Raw genomic sequence first — 17,139 nt, forward strand, 5'->3', positions numbered from 1 at the left:
CTTTTATCAGGGAAGCATTTCTCTTGTCTTCCATTCATGGTATACTTTTAATGATGATAGACATGATGGAGGATATTAAATGATTGCTGTAAATAATGTGAGCTTGCGGTTTGCGGATCGCAAGTTATTTGAAGATGTAAATATTAAATTTACCCCAGGCAACTGTTACGGGTTAATTGGTGCCAATGGTGCTGGTAAATCAACGTTTCTGAAAGTGTTATCAGGAGAAATTGAGCCTCAGACAGGCGATGTTCATATGAGTCCTGGCGAGCGTCTTGCCATTCTGAAACAGAACCACTTTGAGTACGAAGAGTATGAAGTGCTAAAAGTTGTGATTATGGGACATAAGCGTTTATACGAGGTCATGCAGGAGAAAGACGCAATTTACATGAAGCCTGATTTCTCGGATGAAGACGGAATTCGTGCGGCAGAGCTCGAAGGTGAATTTGCAGAGCTGAACGGATGGGAAGCAGAAAGTGAAGCTGCGATCCTCTTAAAAGGTCTCGGCATCTCAGAAGATCTTCACACGAAAAAGATGGAAGATATTGGAGGTTCCGAAAAAGTAAAGGTTCTCCTGGCCCAGGCATTATTCGGCAAGCCCGATGTCCTGCTTCTTGATGAGCCGACGAACCACTTGGACCTTCAGGCAATTCAGTGGCTGGAAGAGTTTCTGATTAACTTTGACAATACTGTGATTGTTGTATCCCATGACCGTCACTTTTTAAACAAAGTGTGTACACATATTGCTGACCTTGATTTTAACAAAATCCAAATCTACGTTGGAAACTATGATTTCTGGTATGAATCAAGCCAGCTTGCATTGAAGCTTTCACAAGAAGCGAACAAGAAAAAAGAAGAGCAAATTAAACAGCTGCAAGAGTTTGTGGCCAGATTCAGCGCGAATGCGTCTAAATCAAAACAGGCGACTTCAAGAAAGAAACTTCTTGATAAAATTTCTCTTGATGACATTAAACCGTCTTCACGCCGTTATCCTTACGTCAACTTCACACCGGAACGAGAAATCGGTAATGACGTTCTCCGGGTAGAAGGATTAACGAAAACAATTGATGGTGTAAAAGTTCTCGACAATGTCAGCTTTATTATGAATAGAGAAGATAAAATCGCATTTACAGGACGTAACGAATTGGCTGTTACTACTCTGTTCAAAATCATTTCCGGGGAAATGGAAGCTGACAGCGGAACGTTTAAATGGGGCGTGACGACATCTCAAGCGTACTTCCCTAAAGACAACAGCGAATATTTTGAAGGCAGTGATTTAAACCTTGTAGATTGGCTTCGCCAATATTCTCCTCATGATCAAAGTGAGAGCTTTTTACGTGGCTTCTTAGGTCGCATGCTGTTTTCCGGTGAAGAAGTACACAAAAAAGCAAATGTATTATCTGGGGGAGAAAAGGTTCGCTGCATGCTTTCGAAAGCAATGCTTTCTGGCGCCAATATTTTAATTTTGGATGAACCGACCAACCATTTAGACCTAGAATCCATTACAGCGCTCAATAACGGCTTAATCAGCTTTAAAGGCGCAATGCTGTTTACATCACATGACCACCAGTTTGTACAGACGATTGCCAACAGAATCATAGAGATTACACCTAATGGCATTGTTGACAAGCAAATGAGCTATGACGAGTTCCTTGAAAATGCTGATGTGCAGAAAAAACTGGCTGAACTATACGCGTAATAAAAAAGCAGAGAATTCTCTGCTTTTTTTTGTACATAGAAAAGAAAGGGGACATTCACTTGAAATTTTTAATTGTTGGAGCAGGTGGAGTAGGCGGTTATATTGGCGGACGGCTTGCAGAGAAAGGGAATGCGGTGACGTTTCTTGTCCGCCAAAAAAGAGCTGAACAGCTAAAACAAACGGGACTCGTTATTCATAGTGAAAAGGGTGACGTGTCCTTGGACCCAGCAGTAATCACTGCAGGAGAAAGAGGACAGTTTGATGTGATCATCATCGCTTCTAAAGCATATTCACTCGGTCAGGTGATTGACGATGTCAAACCTTTTGTCCACAGCGCATCAGTCATTATTCCTTTCTTGAACGGTTATCGCCACTATGAGCAGCTGTTTACGGCATTTTCGAAAGATCAGGTGCTGGGCGGGCTGTGTTTCATAGAAAGTGCTTTAAACAAGCAGGGAGAAATCAACCATACAAGTGCGTCGCATCGTTTTGTGTTTGGTGAATGGAACGGTGAGCGTACGAAACGGATAAAAGAACTTGAGAAAGCATTCGCAGGAGTGAAGGCGGAGGTCATCATTAGCGAGCATATCGAGAAAGACATCTGGAAAAAATATCTGTTTATTGCAGCGCAAGCAGGAATGACAACCTTATTTCAAAGACCGCTTGGACCAATCCTTGAAACAGAGAGCGGCCGGCACACTGCGCGAACACTCATTGGGGAAATCGGCATGATCTTGCGCAAGGAGGGGGTGCCCGCTGATCCAGAGCTTGAAGAAGATAGCTTCCGCACGATGACAAAAATGTCTTATCATATGAAATCCTCCATGCTCCGTGATATGGAAAATGGCCAAACGACTGAAGGTGATCATCTGCATGGCTTTTTGCTTGATAAAGCAAAGCGTTTATCTCTTTCAACACCAGTATTAGAAACGGTTTATGCCAATCTGCAAATGTATGAAGCAGAAAAATAAGAAGGAGGCGAAAGCCTCCTTCTTATTTTAAAAAGCCCAATTTCCATTTCTGAAAATCGGTTCTCTTTTTCCGTCTTCAGTAATTCCATCAATGTTCATATCCTTAGAACCAATCATAAAATCTACGTGGGTAATGCTTTCGTTTAAGCCTTCTTTGACAAGCTCTTCACGAGACATCTGTTTTCCACCCTCAATGTTAAAAGCATAGGCACTGCCGATTGCCAGGTGATTTGATGCATTTTCATCAAATAAAGTGTTATAAAAAAGAATATTTGATTGTGAGATAGCTGAATCGTAAGGAACAAGAGCTACCTCACCAAGATAGTGAGAGCCTTCATCTGTTTCGACCAATTCTTTTAATATGTCTTCTCCTTTTTCAGCTTTGATATCAACAATACGGCCGTTTTTGAATGTGAGCGTGAAGTTTTCGATAATATTCCCGCCGTAGCTGAGCGGTTTTGTGCTCGATACAAACCCGTCAACCCCGTCTTTTTGCGGCAGCGTGAATACTTCTTCTGTCGGCATATTAGCCATAAATTCATGTCCGCTTTCATTTACGCTTCCGGCTCCAGCCCAAACGTGTTTTTTCGGAAGCTTGATTGTTAAATCAGTTCCTTCTGCTTGATAATGTAAAGCGGCGTAATGTTTTTGGTTCAAATGATCAACTTTTTCATGAAGGTTTTGATCATGATTGATCCACGCTTGGACCGGATTTTCTTCGTTTACGCGTGTTGCTTTAAAAATTTCTTCCCACAGAAGCTGTGTCGCTTCCTCTTCTGATTTGTCAGGGAACACTTTCTGAGCCCAACCTGCTGATGCAGCACCGACGACAGTCCAGCTCACTTTATCTGATTGAATGTATTGTCTGTATGTATGTAACGCTTTTCCTGCTGCTTTTTGGAAGGCGGCAATCCGTTTGGAATCTACACCTTGCAGTAAGTCTGGGTTTGAGGATACGACTGAAATAAAAGCAGCTCCTTTTTTGGCTAGCTCTTCTCTGCCTTTTGCTTCCCATTCAGGATACTCTTCAAAGGCTTCAAAGGGCGCCAATTCATATTTTAATCTGGCTACTTCGTCATCCTGCCAATTCACTGTTACATTTTTGGCGCCTTTTTCATATGCATGTTTCACAATCAGACGGACGAAGTCACGTACCTCCGTTGAAGCATTTACAACCACATACTGGCCTTTTTGAACATTAACGCCGACCTCAACCGCCAGCTGGGCATATGTATTTAATTTCTCTGAAAATGTATCCATCAATCTTTCCTCCTCGTGCTTTTTTCTCATCATATCAAATAATCTCCAATAAAGAAAAGAAAGGAGTGCAAAGAGAAAAACCCAAAACAAAATTGTCTTGGGCTTTTCAATACTTATGGATGATTCATTTTTACAGGGCCTTCAGGCGCATGAGGCATGTTTGCCAGTGAAATGCTCATGCCTCCAAGAATGATTCCGCTCAAAATGGCTGCAATCGCTACCCGTCTTCCTAAATCTCTAAGCATCTGTTTCCTCCTTATCGTTTCTCCATTTCTCACAATATGAAGAGAGAGAGGAAAAAAGAAGCAGGAATTTCAATTACTTTCTGAGATTTTGCGAGAAAAGGATTATTTAACCGCTTTTTGGAGCTTATCAATCACCTCTAAGGAACGTCCGGTGCCGATTGCCACGGATTCAAGCGGGTTTTGCGCAACGTGTACGGGTACAACGATTTCTTCTGACAGCCATTCTTTTATTCCTTTAAGAAGCGCCCCGCCGCCAGTTAAAATGACACCGCGATCGACAATGTCTCCGCTTAATTCAGGAGGACAGTCCTCAAGTGTGGCTCTAATCGCTTCAAGAATATGAAGGAGAGATTCACGCATCGCATTTTGAATTTCATTTGATTGAAGCAGAATGGTTTTTGGTAGCCCTGTTACAAGGTCACGTCCGCGAATTTCCATTGCATCCGGCACATGCTCAATCAATGCATGGCCAATTTCCATTTTAACCTGCTCAGCTGTGCGTTCACCGATCAGCAAATTGTACTTTTTCCGCACAAATGCAACGATATCCTCATCAAGCTGGTCTCCGCCGATTCTGATTGAATGGCAGGAGACAATGCCTCCAAAGGAAATAATCGCGACTTCCGTCGTGCCGCCGCCGATATCTACCACCACGTTAGCAACCGGCTCGTCAACCGGCAAATCCGCTCCGATCGCAGCTGCCACCGGTTCTTCGATTAAATGGACGTTTTTCGCTCCGCAATTTTTCACCGCGTCACTGATGGCGCGGCGTTCCACTGCAGTTGAGCCTGATGGTGTGCACACAACGACATTCGGCTTTCTAAACGACATGCCGATGCTCTTTCCGGCTTTTTTCATGATGTGCCTTAACAAATCAGTTGTCATGTCGTAGTCAGCGATAACGCCGTCTTTCATCGGTCTGACAGCGACAATTTTTCCTGGTGTTTTACCGATCATATTTTTCGCGTCAGTCCCGATCGCAAGCACTGCTTTTGTCGTTGTATCTACTGCGACAACAGAAGGTTCATTTAAGATGATTCCTTTATTTTTGCTGTAAACAAGTATATTAGCTGTTCCTAAGTCAATTCCAATTTCAGTTGATTGAAACATGTTTTCACCCAATCTTTATCCTGATTTAATATGATTCTACATTTAAAGTTTCTAAGAAAAGAAGTGATTTGTGGGGGTGTGCGTCGGGAAAGAAATGTTTTTGTAAAAAAATGCGGAAGGGTGTAACAGAAGTAATACATTTATCGGTTTTATGGAAAAAATTTCGAGCAATTCTTCAAGAAAGCGGGAAACTTTTTCTAAGTTTCGTACGTCTACGATATATTGAGGGACAACCTTTAATATTACATGAAAAAAGAAACGTTTAAGGAAGAAGGGTTTTTATGAAATCAATAGGTGTTGTAAGAAAAGTAGATGAATTAGGCCGTATTGTTATGCCGATCGAGTTAAGACGGGCACTGGACATTGCTATTAAAGACAGCATTGAGTTTTTTGTCGACGGTGATAAAATTATTTTGAAAAAGTACAAACCTCATGGCGTTTGTTTAATGACTGGGGAAATCACTTCAGAAAATAAAGAATACGGCAATGGTAAAATTACGTTAAGCCCTGAAGGTGCACAGCTGCTTCTCGAAGAAATCCAAGCCGCTTTAAAAGAATAATATATGTTAAAAGGCGGAATGTGTAATCTCCGCCTTTTTTTGCGTGCCAATTTCTGATTACCGCCGCCTAAGATATGACATCATGAACAAAAGGTAATGAATGATTTGGGATACTTTACATATTTTACTCAATTATTTGTCGAAGAATGGTACAATAAACAGAGAAACACAAGCGGCAGGTGGTCATATGAGAAAATATCAAGCACGTATCATTTCCATTATTTTGGCAATGATTTTTATTATGTTTTGGGATTATTTATTTTATTTTATAGGCAAAAACCCGATTAATTGGCCTGTTGACATTGTGTATACAGCAGTCACGATTTTCAGTGTCTGGATGCTGGCGTATTATGTCGATGAGAAGAAACAGCTGGTCAAGAAAATGAAAGATAATGAATGGAAGTATAAACAGCTTTCTGATGAGAAGAACCGCATCATGGATAATTTACAGGAGATTGTTTTCCAAACAAATGCAAAAGGCGAAATTACATACTTAAATCAAGCGTGGGCAGCGATCACAGGTTTTTCGATCAGTGAATGTATGGGAACAATGTATAATGATTACTTCATAAAAGAAAAGCATGTAGCTGATCACATTAATACTCAAATCAAAAACAAAGCGTCCTCGGGAATGTTTACGGCAAAATATGTGACAAAGACCGGGACGATCTTTTGGGGTGAGGTCCACTATAAACTTTACTATGACCGAGATGAGCAATTTACCGGAAGCTTAGGTACAATGTCAGACATCACTGAGCGAAAAGAGGCTGAAGATGAGCTTCTGGAGATTAATGAACGGCTTGCGAGAGAGTCGCAGAAACTGTCGATCACGAGTGAACTGGCTGCCGGCATTGCCCATGAGGTCAGAAATCCCTTAACGTCCGTCAGCGGATTCCTTCAAATTATGAAAACATCATATCCGGATAGAAAAGATTATTTTGATATCATCTTTTCAGAGATTAAAAGAATTGATCTGGTGCTCGGCGAGCTTTTGCTGCTGGCGAAGCCGCAGGAAATAACATTTAAAACGCACCCAATTAATGAAATTTTGAAACAAGTCACAACATTGCTTGATACAAATGCCATATTGTCCAATATTGCTATAGAAAAGAATTTTGATGAGACAGAAACCTGTATGATTAAAGGGGACGAAAACCAGCTGAAGCAGGTTTTTATCAATATAATCAAAAATGGAATTGAAGCAATGCCAAAAGGCGGTGTCGTTACGATTTCCACTGCTAAAACAGCTTCACACGTCGTAATAAGCGTAAAAGATGAAGGGAACGGCATGTCACAGGAAAAGCTTGAACAAATTGGAAAACCTTTTTATTCAACAAAGGAGAAAGGCACAGGACTGGGGCTCGCGATTTGTTTGAGAATATTAAAGGAGCATAACGGGGAATTGAAGATTGAAAGTGAAGCTGGAAAAGGCAGCATCTTTCAAGTTGTTCTGCCTTTAAAATCTGATAGCTGAGAGGGGAAAAACAAGATGAACTCGCTTCTGTTTGTATATGGGACCTTAAGGAAGCATGAAAAAAATCATCATCTGTTATCACAGTCGGCTTGTATCAGTGAGCAGGCACGGACAAAGGGATGTCTTTTTGATACGGCAGCCGAGGAACCTGCGGCCGTCTTAGAGGCTGATGGCTATATTTGCGGTGAGATTTATGAAGCAGATGAATCATGTATACATAAGCTGGATCTTTTTTATCAAGGCTATTACAAGAAATCTGTACATGTAGAAACTGATGCTGGAATTAAGAAAGCACTTGTGTATGATATGAAAAAAGATGATTGTGCTGACTTTGTGAAAATAGGCAGCGGTGACTGGAAAGAACATCAGATGATCAGCAAATCTAAAGGTCCCGTGTACTATTTTGCCTACGGATCTTGTATGGACAATGCCCGTTTTCAAAAAGCAGGGGTTGATCATTATTTTCAAGATCCAGTGGGAGGAGCTGTTTTAAAAGGGTATACAACCCGCTTTACGTTAAAAAGACAAGACGGCTCAAGAGCGGATATCACTGAAGACGGAGGCACGACAGAAGGGGTTTTGTATCGTCTTCCTTTTTCAGCTGTCGCCTATTTGTATAAAAGAGAAGGGGTTGAATCTCTTACCTATCGGCCGGCATTTGTAGACGTTGAAGCAGGGGGAAAGCTCTATACCGATTGTTTAACCTTTCTCGTCCTCCGAAAAGAAGCAGAAACAGCACCTCCTCAGCATTATCAAACCGAGATTGAACGGGGAGCCGAGCTTTATTTGACCCCGGGCTTTACTGAACGGCTTAAGCAGCATATGAATTCGCTGCCAAAGGGTTGATGAAATTAACACTGCTTCAAAAGAATATGATAAAATTTGATCAATATGATGTTAGGTAAAGGAGCACCACTATGAAAAAAGAATTTGCGGTAATTGGACTCGGCCGTTTTGGTGGAAGTATTTGCAAAGCATTGAGCGAAGAGGGCGTCGAGGTCATGGCGATGGATATTGATGAAGATAAAGTCAACGAGTATGCCAAAATTGCATCACATGCCGTCATCGGAGATTCGACCGACGAATCTGTTCTGAAAAATTTAGGTTTGAGGAATTTTGACCACGTCATTGTTGCGATCGGTGAAAATATTCAGGCGAGTATATTAACAACTCTGATCCTCAAAGAACTGGGTGTCAATACGATTACAGTTAAGGCTCAGAACGATTATCATGAAAAAGTGCTGTCCAAAATCGGCGCGGATCACATTGTCCACCCGGAACGAGATATGGCAAAAAGAATTGCGCATAATATCGTTTCCAACAATGTACTTGATTATTTGGAGCTGTCAGAAGAGCATAGTCTTGTCGAGATCGTAGCCAACAGCCGTCTTGCCGGAAACACTCTTCTCGATTTAGATATACGGGCGAAATACGGTATTAATATTGTAGCGATTAAAAGGGGTAAGGAAGTCATCGTGTCGCCGCTAGCAACTGAAGTGATACACCAAGAAGATATTCTCATCGTTATTGGATCGGTTACGGATATTTCACGTTTTGAGAAAAGAGTTCTTCATACGAAATAGAAGAAATATAAGCCGTCCTTAGGGGCGGTTTTTTCATATTATCAGAATATAACAAATTTAATGAACTGAGTGCCAATTTATTAAAATTTTATTGACTACGGATAAGCGTTCCGATAGCATATTGTACCATATAAATAAAAAAGAGGAGGGGGCCATTTGAATAAAGAAGCGCTGGTCAAAAGGCTGAATGCTTCAGCCCGCAGACAAAAAGCTGACATCGTCATTAAGAACGGGAAAATCATGGACGTATATAATCATGAGTGGATCTATGAAGATATTGCGATAACAGACGGAGTCATTGTAGGCCTCGGCCAGTATGAAGGTGAAGAAACCATTGATGCAGAGGGGCAAATCATTGTGCCGGGATTTATTGATGGTCATGTACATATTGAGTCATCAATGGTGACACCGATCGAGTTTGCCAAAGCCGTATTGCCGAATGGCGTGACGACCATTATTACCGATCCGCATGAAATAGCGAATGTGTCCGGTCAAGAAGGAATCAAATTTATGATTGAACAGGCCCGCCAAACACCGCTGAATATCCATTTTATGCTTCCCTCCAGTGTGCCTGCCGCCAGCTTTGAGCGATCCGGTGCAGTACTCCGGGCGGCCGATTTGAAGCCATTTTACGAAGAAAAAGAGGTATTGGGTCTGGCTGAAGTGATGGATTATGTATCGGTTGAGCAGGGTGAAGCAGACATGGTTAATAAGCTGTTAGATGCCCGGAGTGCCGGGAAACGGATTGATGGGCATTTAGCAGGCTTGTCAACTGATCTCATCAATATATACAGGACCGCTCTTGTCTTGACCGATCATGAGGTAACAACGAAGGAAGAAGCGCTTGATCGTATCAGAAGAGGGATGTATGTCATGATGCGAGAAGGGTCAGTGGCAAAAAACACATTGAAAGTGCTGCCGGCTGTTAATGAAAAGAATGCGCGCCGTTTCTTCTTCTGTACTGATGATAAACATGTAGATGATTTATTGTCAGAGGGAAGTGTGAATCATCAGGTGAAAATGGCCATTCAAGCAGGCCTCGACCCGTTTTTGGCATACCAATTGGGAAGCCTGAATGCAGCGGAATGTTACGGACTAGATACAAAGGGAGCAATTGCTCCGGGATTTGACGCCGACCTGCTCTTTATTTCAGATGTGGAAAATGTCACTGTCACAAAGACGATGGTAAAAGGACAAACTGTTGCTGAAGATAATAAAGCAGTCGGTCAGGCACAAGTTCATACGCTAACACCAGACCCGGCACTGCTTGACTCCGTTAACCTTGCTGCTCCTCTTTCCGAACAGGATTTTCATATGCCAATTAATCCCCAGCAGCAGATGAATGTCATTCAAATCATACCAAATCAGCTTGAAACACGCCTTGTGAGTGTTCCGGCTCCAGAAGCACATATTTTTCAGCCTGACATTGAACTTGACTTGTTAAAGATTGCAGTCGTTGAACGGCATAAGGGATTAAAAGAAACGGGACTCGGTATTGTGAAAGGATTTGGTTTGAAAAGCGGAGCGATTGCAACAACCATTTCACACGATTCGCACAATATCATTGCTGTCGGGACAAATGACGCCGATATCGCAGCCGCAGTTAATAAGCTGCAGGAAATTGGCGGCGGATTAACAGTTATAAAAGATGGGGAAGAACTTCACTCTGTTCCTCTGCCGATTGGGGGATTATTATCCGACCAATCGGCAGAATTGGTGAATCAAAGTTTAATGACGCTTCATGAAAAGCTCTCATTTATTGGTTTCAAAGACCGCTTTAACCCATTTTTGACGCTTTCATTTTTGGCTTTGCCTGTCATTCCTGACATCAAAATGACGACAACAGGGTTGTTTGATGTAAAGTCATTTCAGCATATAGCACTGCAATAAAAAAGATGCACTCCTAAGTGAGTGCATCTTTTTTTAAACCTCCATAATGATCGGAAGGATCATTGGGCGGCGTTTCGTTTTTTCATATAAGAACGGAGCAAGCGTATCCGTAATCTCATTTTTGATTTCTGACCATTGAGTGGTTTTTCGTTCCATGACTTTTTGTAAGTGGTTTGAAATGAGCTCTTGGGCGTCATTGATCAAATCGCCCGATTCTCTCATGTAAACAAATCCTCTGGAAATCAAGTCAGGGCCCGCTGAAATCTTAAAGTCATCCATATCTATGCTGACAACGACGATCACAAGACCTTCTTCAGAAAGAATTCTGCGGTCGCGAAGCACGATATTTCCAATATCACCGATACCGCTGCCGTCGATGTATACTGAACCGGATGGAATTTTACCGGCAACTGAAGCTTCATCGCCTTTAAGCGCCAATACTTCACCATTATCCATGATAAAGCAGTTTTCTTCAGGGATGCCGCAATCTGTTGCAAGCTTGACATGCATCTTTTGCATTCTGTACTCACCGTGAATCGGCATGAAGAATTTAGGCTTGATTAAACGTAGCATCAGCTTTTGTTCTTCCTGTCCGCCGTGGCCTGATGTATGGATATCATTAAGAGGTCCGTGAATAACCTCAGCCCCCGCACGATACAGCTGGTTAATTGTACGGCTCACGCTGATAGTGTTGCCTGGGATAGGGGATGAAGAAAATACGACTGTATCCCCAGGATTGATAGAAATCTGCCGGTGTGTGCCGTTTGCAATTCTGGATAAAGCCGCCATCGGTTCCCCTTGGCTTCCTGTACACAGGATCGTTACTTTATTGGCAGGAATGCGATTGATTTCATTATGTTCAATAAACGTATTTTTAGGACAGTTAATATAGCCGAGAGTTTGTCCGATTTCGATAGCCGATTCCATACTGCGTCCAAATACGGCAACTTTTCTTCCATTTAATACAGCAGCCTCAATTACCTGCTGCAAGCGGTGAATATTCGACGCAAATGTAGCGAAGATAACTCGGCCGTCCACCTTGCGGAAAATGTCATGAATGCTTTCTCCGACACGGCGTTCAGACATAGTGAACTCAGGGTTTTCACTGTTTGTGCTGTCTGAAAGGAGACACAGAACGCCTTCTTTGCCGATTTCGGCCATTTTCGTTAAGTTTGCCGGTTCGCCGACTGGAGTAAAGTCGAATTTGAAATCTCCAGTATGTACGATGTTTCCGGGCGGCGTTTTTACAACAATACCGTAGGAATCCGGAATACTGTGTGTTGTTCTAAAGAATGACACAGCCGTTTTGCGAAATTTTACGATATCATCCTCACCGATGATGTTAAGCTTGGTCTGTCTTAATAATCCATGCTCTTCAAGTTTATTCCGAAGTAAGCCGATCGCGAGTTTACCGCCGTAAACGGGAATATTGACTTGTCTAAGCAGGTACGGGATGCCGCCGATGTGGTCTTCGTGCCCGTGCGTAATAAAAAGCCCTTTAATTTTATCTTCGTTTTTGACTAAATACGTGTAATCGGGAATGACGTAATCAATACCGAGCAGTTCGTCCTCGGGAAACTTAATCCCCGCATCAATCAGCACAATTTCATCCTGAAACTGCACCGCATACGTATTTTTACCGATTTCGCCCAGTCCTCCGAGGGCGAAAACAGCAGTCTGATCATTTTTTACAAATTTCATACCGCTCATAACTCCAATACTTTAAAATTTTCACTCTGTTGTTCATATTCTAAAAAAGCACCGTCAACAGGTGTGATAAATTCAATATTAAATTTCTTGTCTTTCAGTTTTGTTCTGACGTCACGCTCTGATACGCCTTCAATATAAAGTGAATCTGTTTTTTCCCGAACAGGTACTTCCTCAGCTTTTTTTTGATAAAATACCTTATAAATCATCCAAATCTCTCCTTAAATGCCGTATGTTAGACTCGCCTTACTCTATTATATTCGAAAACGGAATATAAGGAAAGTCTTGAGCAAAATAAGGACCTTTGAAAAAGTGACAGATCCCTTATCAGGCAATGACTTTCCTGCGGAGCATTCCGTTCCATTGTCTTCTGAGCTTCTTTTTTAATTTCCTAAGCATAACGCAGGTCCCTCCTTCAATTGTTACTTGTCCAAGGTTGTTATATACAAATAGTATACGGAGTTTAGCACGAACTTTTCGTGGATATTAATGGAATTTTATTTAGTTTTTGAGGGAAATGGTTTGCTGAACCGGAATCTTTTTGTATGATGAGTGTGGGAATTGCAGATTAAGACATAAAGGGGAATAACGATGGACTCAAAATTAATCTTTTTCGATATTGACGGCACGATATATGATCATGACAAAAAAATACCGGAAAGCACAAGAAAAACCGTAGCAGAGCTTCAGCGGCAGGGACACCATTTGTTTATCGCCAGCGGGCGGTCCCCGTTTCTGGTGAAACCGATTTTAGAGGAGTTAGGCATTCACTCATTTATTTCCTACAATGGTCAGTATGTCGTCTTTGAAAAAGAAGTGATTTATAAGAATCCGCTGCCTGAAGATGCTATCAGAAGATTGTTAAAGCAGGCGGGAGAAGGAAGCCACCCGGTTGTGTTTATGGCTGAAGATACAATGAAAGCAACTGTTGCAGATCATCCTCATGTCTTGGAGGGAATCGGCAGCCTGAAGACCGACTATCCTGAAACCGATGACCTCTTCTATGAAGGAAAAGACATTTTTCAGCTTCTGTTGTTTTGCCAGGATGAAGAAGAAAAAGTTTATGCGGCTTTTCCTGAATTCGATCTTGTGCGCTGGCATGAGCTTTCAACTGATGTTCTGCCGCGCGGCGGATCAAAGGCGGAGGGGATTAAAAAAGTAATCGAGCGTCTTCCGTTTGATATCAGCGATACATATGCCTTCGGCGACGGATTAAATGATCTGCAAATGATTCAGTTTGTCGGAACAGGCGTTGCCATGGGGAATGCCGTTCCTGAATTAAAAGAAGTTGCGGATTTTGTAACAAAGCCTGTAGACGAGGATGGAATTGCTCATGCTGTCAAAGAATTAGGTCTGCTAAAATAAAAAAGCGGCTGGCACTTAGAGTGTCAGCCGCATATTTTCTTTTAGCGGTCTATCGCAATCGCATTTTCAGGTTCTTTAAAAGGATTTTCTTTATCGATATGATCATAAAACATAACGCCATTTAAATGGTCGATTTCATGCTGAAATACAATCGCCGGAAATCCTTTTAAACGAATATCAATTTGTTCACCCTCCAGTGTTGTTCCTTTCACTCTGATACGAGCATAGCGCGGAACAAAGCCGGGAATTGCCTCATCAACTGACAGGCAGCCTTCACCGCTAGTTAAGTAGCTTCTTTCAACGGAATGGCTGACGATCTTTGGATTAAACAATGCATAGCTGTATAACTTCCCGGAAGCATCTTCTGCATGGACTGCGATCATCCGTTTATTAATATTAATTTGAGGAGCCGCGAGTCCCACGCCGGGACGCAGCTTATATGTTTCAGCTAATTCCGGATTTTGGCTGTTTTTTACGAATTCAATCATATCTGCCAGCTGCTGTTTTTCTTCTTCTGTGGCAGGCAGCCCGACAGGCTCTGCTGTCACTCTTAGGGCAGGGTGGCCGTCGCGCACGATGTTTTCCATAGTAATCAAGAAACTTCACTCCTAAAGCTTAATATGTAAATTATATCGGATTTCTTCGTAAAGGTGCAACGAAACAAATGACCAGCCGTAAATGGCTGGTCAGTGTTTTACTGTGTAATGATTAACAGCCTCCGCCTAAATAAGCAGCTCCGACAATGATTAACAGAATGAATAAAACAACAATTAACGCAAATGTGCGGCCATATCCTGCTCCGCCATATCCGTAACCATAACTGCAGCAGCCTCCGCCGTAACCATATCCATAACCGTACATGAACATAACCTCCTCTTTTAATTACGCCAGAGCCTTGTAGTAGGCATAGCGTCTACAATAACCTATGTAAAAACAAAAAAGTTGTATGGTCATCTGTCCTGATTTTTCACGATTTAGATTTGATTTTTTGTTCAGCAAACCATGAGATAACCATCTGGCTATTGTCAAATATCTTTATGGATTCTATAGTAGAAAATGTCAAGATTGGGGGATTTAACGTGAAAGACAGAATAAAACGGCGACACGGTGTGAAAATCGGAGCCTTTTGCGCTTTGAGTTTACTTTTAACCGGGTGTGTGGGACAGGATCCGCTGGACTCACTTCATGACTCATTAGAAAAAGTCGCTGATCTAGAAAAGCCGTTTCAAGAAGAACAGAAAACGCTCGAGGAATTAGAGAAAAAAGAACATGCTCTCTACAATGATGTCATCAAGCTTAATATGGATGATTATAAAAAAATCGTTTCTTTATCAAATGAAGCGCTAGAGAATGTTAATAAACGTGAAGAACATCTGAAGCTTGAAAATGAGAGCATCGAGAAATCCGAATCAGAATTTGAGGAAGCAAAAAAATCCGCTGAAACTATTAAGGATAGACACATAAAGAAAAAGGCTGAGACTGCGGCAGATCATATGGAAAAAAGATATGCAGCATACAGCTCTATGTCTGAAGAATATGAAAAAGCCATTAAACTTGATAAAAAACTGTATAAGCTTCTGAAAGACAAAGACTTGACGCTGGATAAGCTTGAACAGCAGATCGAAAAAGCAAATGCTTCTTATAAAAAAGTCCTTAAACAAAGCGGAGAATTTGATGTGCAAACGGAGAAATATAATAAAGCCCGCGAAGATTTATATGACGCCGCAGGCTATCACATAAAAAAGAGCTGACTATGATCAGCTCTTTTTTTAAATTCTATTCAAAATTTAAATTTCTATTGTAGTACAGTGTAATAGGTTATACTAGTACAGTTTGAGGTGCAGGTTGCATCTGTTTTTTTATAGAAAATGTAAAGCGAATACATTTATTGAAAATCAGCGATGAAAACGATTGACGGTTCTTCTTTATATGGTGTAAACTAATCCATGTTAAGCGGTGTTGTATTAGTTTTTTACAACTTCGAAATAATACAGTTCAAAGCAGAGTGTAACTATCCTACATAAATGGTTTCGGCAAACTGGGGATCGGCTAAAATATATACGACTTACTGCTGATACTTTAGGGTACCCTAAGTTTGTATGTATAAAAGGAATGCACGTCTAATGACTGTTTAAAAGAAAGGAAGAGGTGACTTAGTATGGCTGCAAAAACGAAAAAAGTAATCGTTGATAGTAAGAAGCAATTTGATGCCATTAAAAAGCAGTTCGAAACGTTCCAAATTTTAAATGAAAAGGGAGAAGTCGTGAATGAAGCGGCGATGCCTGATTTAACTGATGATCAATTGAAAGAGCTTATGCGCCGCATGGTATTTACGCGTGTGCTTGATCAGCGCTCTATCTCATTAAACCGTCAAGGACGTCTCGGATTCTACGCTCCTACTGCGGGCCAAGAAGCTTCTCAGATTGCTACACATTTCGCGCTTGAAAAAGAAGACTTCGTTCTTCCGGGATACCGTGATGTGCCTCAGTTAATCTGGCACGGCCTTCCATTATATCAAGCGTTCCTGTTCTCTCGCGGACATTTCCGGGGTAACCAAATGCCTGATGATGTGAATGCCCTTTCTCCACAAATCATTATCGGTGCTCAATACATTCAAACGGCCGGTGTTGCGCTAGGTCTTAAAAAACGCGGTAAGAAAGCTGTCGCAATCACTTACACTGGTGACGGCGGAGCTTCACAAGGGGACTTCTACGAAGGAATTAACTTTGCCGGCGCTTATAAAGCACCTGCGATCTTCGTGGTGCAAAACAACCGTTACGCGATTTCAACTCCAGTTGAAAAACAATCTGCAGCAGGCACAATTGCACAAAAAGCAGTAGCTGCCGGTATTGTGGGTGTACAAGTAGACGGAATGGATCCGCTTGCTGTATACGCTGCAACTGCTGAAGCACGCGAACGGGCGATTAACGGCGAAGGCCCGACACTGATTGAAACACTGACATTCCGTTATGGCCCGCACACAATGGCTGGTGACGATCCGACTAAATATCGCACAAAAGAAATCGAAAACGAGTGGGAGCAAAAAGATCCGCTTGTACGCTTCCGTGCGTTCCTTGAAAACAAAGGCCTATGGTCTGAAGAAGAAGAAACAAAAGTAATCGAGGATGCAAAAGAAGAAATTAAGCAGGCGATCAAAAAAGCGGATGCTGAGCCTAAGCAAAAAGTAACTGATTTAATGAAAATCATGTTCGAAAAAATGCCTCATAACCTTGAGGAGCAATTTGAAATTTATACACAGAAGGAGTCGAAGTAAG

Annotated in this window: 17 protein-coding genes; 10 read left to right on the forward strand and 7 right to left on the reverse strand. The window is 41.8% G+C overall.

Annotated features, from left to right (window positions below; all coding sequences use genetic code 11):
- The first annotated feature begins 79 nt into the window (after positions 1-79).
- Entirely contained in the window at positions 80-1,699 is a 1,620-nt protein-coding gene (locus HC660_RS07890) for an ABC-F family ATP-binding cassette domain-containing protein (RefSeq protein ID WP_168747675.1), read from the forward strand.
- Positions 1,700-1,758: 59 nt separating this feature from the next.
- Positions 1,759-2,670: a ketopantoate reductase family protein gene (locus HC660_RS07895; RefSeq protein WP_168747676.1), complete on the forward strand. Its 912-nt coding sequence runs from the start codon at positions 1,759-1,761 to the stop codon at positions 2,668-2,670.
- A 27-nt stretch (positions 2,671-2,697) separates the two neighbouring features.
- Here the strand turns inward: HC660_RS07895 and HC660_RS07900 are convergent, their stop codons facing one another.
- The 3 genes from HC660_RS07900 to mreBH form a co-directional block, all read right to left on the reverse strand.
- Entirely contained in the window at positions 2,698-3,930 is a 1,233-nt protein-coding gene (locus tag HC660_RS07900; RefSeq protein ID WP_168747678.1) for an aminopeptidase, read from the reverse strand.
- 113 nt (positions 3,931-4,043) lie between these two features.
- Positions 4,044-4,175, reverse strand: coding sequence for a protein YkpC (locus HC660_RS07905; protein WP_010334091.1), 132 nt, complete (start codon positions 4,173-4,175; stop codon positions 4,044-4,046).
- A 102-nt stretch (positions 4,176-4,277) separates the two neighbouring features.
- Positions 4,278-5,285 carry a cell shape-determining protein MreBH gene (gene mreBH, locus HC660_RS07910; RefSeq protein ID WP_168747680.1) on the reverse strand — a complete coding sequence of 336 codons (1,008 nt, stop codon included), beginning with the start codon at positions 5,283-5,285 and terminating at the stop codon, positions 4,278-4,280.
- A gap of 281 nt (positions 5,286-5,566) precedes the next feature.
- On the opposite strand from mreBH, the gene abhA reads away from it, so the two are divergent.
- The 5 genes from abhA (at position 5,567) to ade (ending at position 10,792) form a co-directional block, all read left to right on the forward strand.
- Positions 5,567-5,845, forward strand: coding sequence for a transcriptional regulator AbhA (gene abhA / locus HC660_RS07915; protein WP_003244728.1), 279 nt, complete (start codon positions 5,567-5,569; stop codon positions 5,843-5,845).
- Positions 5,846-6,032: 187 nt separating this feature from the next.
- Complete coding sequence (gene kinC, locus HC660_RS07920) at positions 6,033-7,319, forward strand: two-component sensor histidine kinase KinC (RefSeq protein WP_010334093.1); 1,287 nt, start codon at positions 6,033-6,035, stop codon at positions 7,317-7,319.
- Between the two features lie 15 nt (positions 7,320-7,334).
- A complete protein-coding gene (locus HC660_RS07925) occupies positions 7,335-8,165 on the forward strand; it encodes a gamma-glutamylcyclotransferase family protein (RefSeq protein ID WP_168747682.1) in 831 nt (276 codons plus the stop codon).
- 71 nt (positions 8,166-8,236) lie between these two features.
- Positions 8,237-8,902: a Ktr system potassium transporter KtrC gene (ktrC, locus tag HC660_RS07930; RefSeq protein WP_010334094.1), complete on the forward strand. Its 666-nt coding sequence runs from the start codon at positions 8,237-8,239 to the stop codon at positions 8,900-8,902.
- Positions 8,903-9,058: 156 nt separating this feature from the next.
- Positions 9,059-10,792 (forward strand): adenine deaminase, encoded by a 1,734-nt coding sequence (gene ade / locus HC660_RS07935; RefSeq protein ID WP_168747684.1) that lies wholly within the window; start codon positions 9,059-9,061, stop codon positions 10,790-10,792.
- A gap of 33 nt (positions 10,793-10,825) precedes the next feature.
- On the opposite strand, the gene rnjA is transcribed toward ade, so the two are convergent.
- Both rnjA and rnpZA read right to left on the reverse strand, forming a co-directional pair.
- On the reverse strand, positions 10,826-12,493 hold the full coding sequence (gene rnjA / locus HC660_RS07940) for a ribonuclease J1 (RefSeq protein WP_010334096.1): 1,668 nt from the start codon (positions 12,491-12,493) through the stop codon (positions 10,826-10,828).
- 5 nt (positions 12,494-12,498) lie between these two features.
- Positions 12,499-12,708 carry an RNA polymerase subunit omega 1 gene (gene rnpZA, locus HC660_RS07945; protein ID WP_010334097.1) on the reverse strand — a complete coding sequence of 70 codons (210 nt, stop codon included), beginning with the start codon at positions 12,706-12,708 and terminating at the stop codon, positions 12,499-12,501.
- 382 nt (positions 12,709-13,090) lie between these two features.
- Here rnpZA and HC660_RS07950 point away from each other — a divergent pair, with 382 nt between their 5' ends.
- Positions 13,091-13,864: a Cof-type HAD-IIB family hydrolase gene (locus HC660_RS07950; RefSeq protein WP_168747686.1), complete on the forward strand. Its 774-nt coding sequence runs from the start codon at positions 13,091-13,093 to the stop codon at positions 13,862-13,864.
- 41 nt (positions 13,865-13,905) lie between these two features.
- On the opposite strand, the gene def is transcribed toward HC660_RS07950, so the two are convergent.
- Together def and HC660_RS07960 are read right to left on the reverse strand one after the other, a co-directional pair.
- Entirely contained in the window at positions 13,906-14,460 is a 555-nt protein-coding gene (gene def, locus HC660_RS07955; RefSeq protein WP_168747688.1) for a peptide deformylase, read from the reverse strand.
- A 112-nt stretch (positions 14,461-14,572) separates the two neighbouring features.
- Positions 14,573-14,725 (reverse strand): YjcZ family sporulation protein, encoded by a 153-nt coding sequence (locus HC660_RS07960; protein WP_010334100.1) that lies wholly within the window; start codon positions 14,723-14,725, stop codon positions 14,573-14,575.
- A 218-nt stretch (positions 14,726-14,943) separates the two neighbouring features.
- On the opposite strand from HC660_RS07960, the gene HC660_RS07965 reads away from it, so the two are divergent.
- Together HC660_RS07965 and pdhA are read left to right on the forward strand one after the other, a co-directional pair.
- Positions 14,944-15,615 carry a YkyA family protein gene (locus HC660_RS07965; protein ID WP_168747690.1) on the forward strand — a complete coding sequence of 224 codons (672 nt, stop codon included), beginning with the start codon at positions 14,944-14,946 and terminating at the stop codon, positions 15,613-15,615.
- Positions 15,616-16,022: 407 nt separating this feature from the next.
- On the forward strand, positions 16,023-17,138 hold the full coding sequence (gene pdhA, locus HC660_RS07970) for a pyruvate dehydrogenase (acetyl-transferring) E1 component subunit alpha (RefSeq protein ID WP_024121261.1): 1,116 nt from the start codon (positions 16,023-16,025) through the stop codon (positions 17,136-17,138).
- Position 17,139 lies beyond the last annotated feature (1 nt).

The organism is Bacillus mojavensis (assembly GCF_012648005.1).
Classification (GTDB): Bacteria; Bacillota; Bacilli; order Bacillales; family Bacillaceae; genus Bacillus; species Bacillus mojavensis.

Bases quoted from the DNA above. Each gene is read 5' to 3' on its own strand.
- pdhA (WP_024121261.1), top strand. From the start codon at position 16,023: ATGGCTGCAAAAACGAAAAAAGTAATCGTTGATAGTAAGAAGCAATTT.
- mreBH (WP_168747680.1), bottom strand. From the start codon at position 5,285: ATGTTTCAATCAACTGAAATTGGAATTGACTTAGGAACAGCTAATATA.
- HC660_RS07960 (WP_010334100.1), bottom strand. From the start codon at position 14,725: ATGTACGGTTATGGATATGGTTACGGCGGAGGCTGCTGCAGTTATGGT.
- kinC (WP_010334093.1), top strand. From the start codon at position 6,033: ATGAGAAAATATCAAGCACGTATCATTTCCATTATTTTGGCAATGATT.
- HC660_RS07925 (WP_168747682.1), top strand. From the start codon at position 7,335: ATGAACTCGCTTCTGTTTGTATATGGGACCTTAAGGAAGCATGAAAAA.
- rnpZA (WP_010334097.1), bottom strand. From the start codon at position 12,708: ATGATTTATAAGGTATTTTATCAAAAAAAAGCTGAGGAAGTACCTGTT.
- ktrC (WP_010334094.1), top strand. From the start codon at position 8,237: ATGAAAAAAGAATTTGCGGTAATTGGACTCGGCCGTTTTGGTGGAAGT.
- rnjA (WP_010334096.1), bottom strand. From the start codon at position 12,493: ATGAAATTTGTAAAAAATGATCAGACTGCTGTTTTCGCCCTCGGAGGA.
- abhA (WP_003244728.1), top strand. From the start codon at position 5,567: ATGAAATCAATAGGTGTTGTAAGAAAAGTAGATGAATTAGGCCGTATT.
- HC660_RS07890 (WP_168747675.1), top strand. From the start codon at position 80: ATGATTGCTGTAAATAATGTGAGCTTGCGGTTTGCGGATCGCAAGTTA.
- HC660_RS07905 (WP_010334091.1), bottom strand. From the start codon at position 4,175: ATGCTTAGAGATTTAGGAAGACGGGTAGCGATTGCAGCCATTTTGAGC.
- HC660_RS07900 (WP_168747678.1), bottom strand. From the start codon at position 3,930: ATGGATACATTTTCAGAGAAATTAAATACATATGCCCAGCTGGCGGTT.
- HC660_RS07950 (WP_168747686.1), top strand. From the start codon at position 13,091: ATGGACTCAAAATTAATCTTTTTCGATATTGACGGCACGATATATGAT.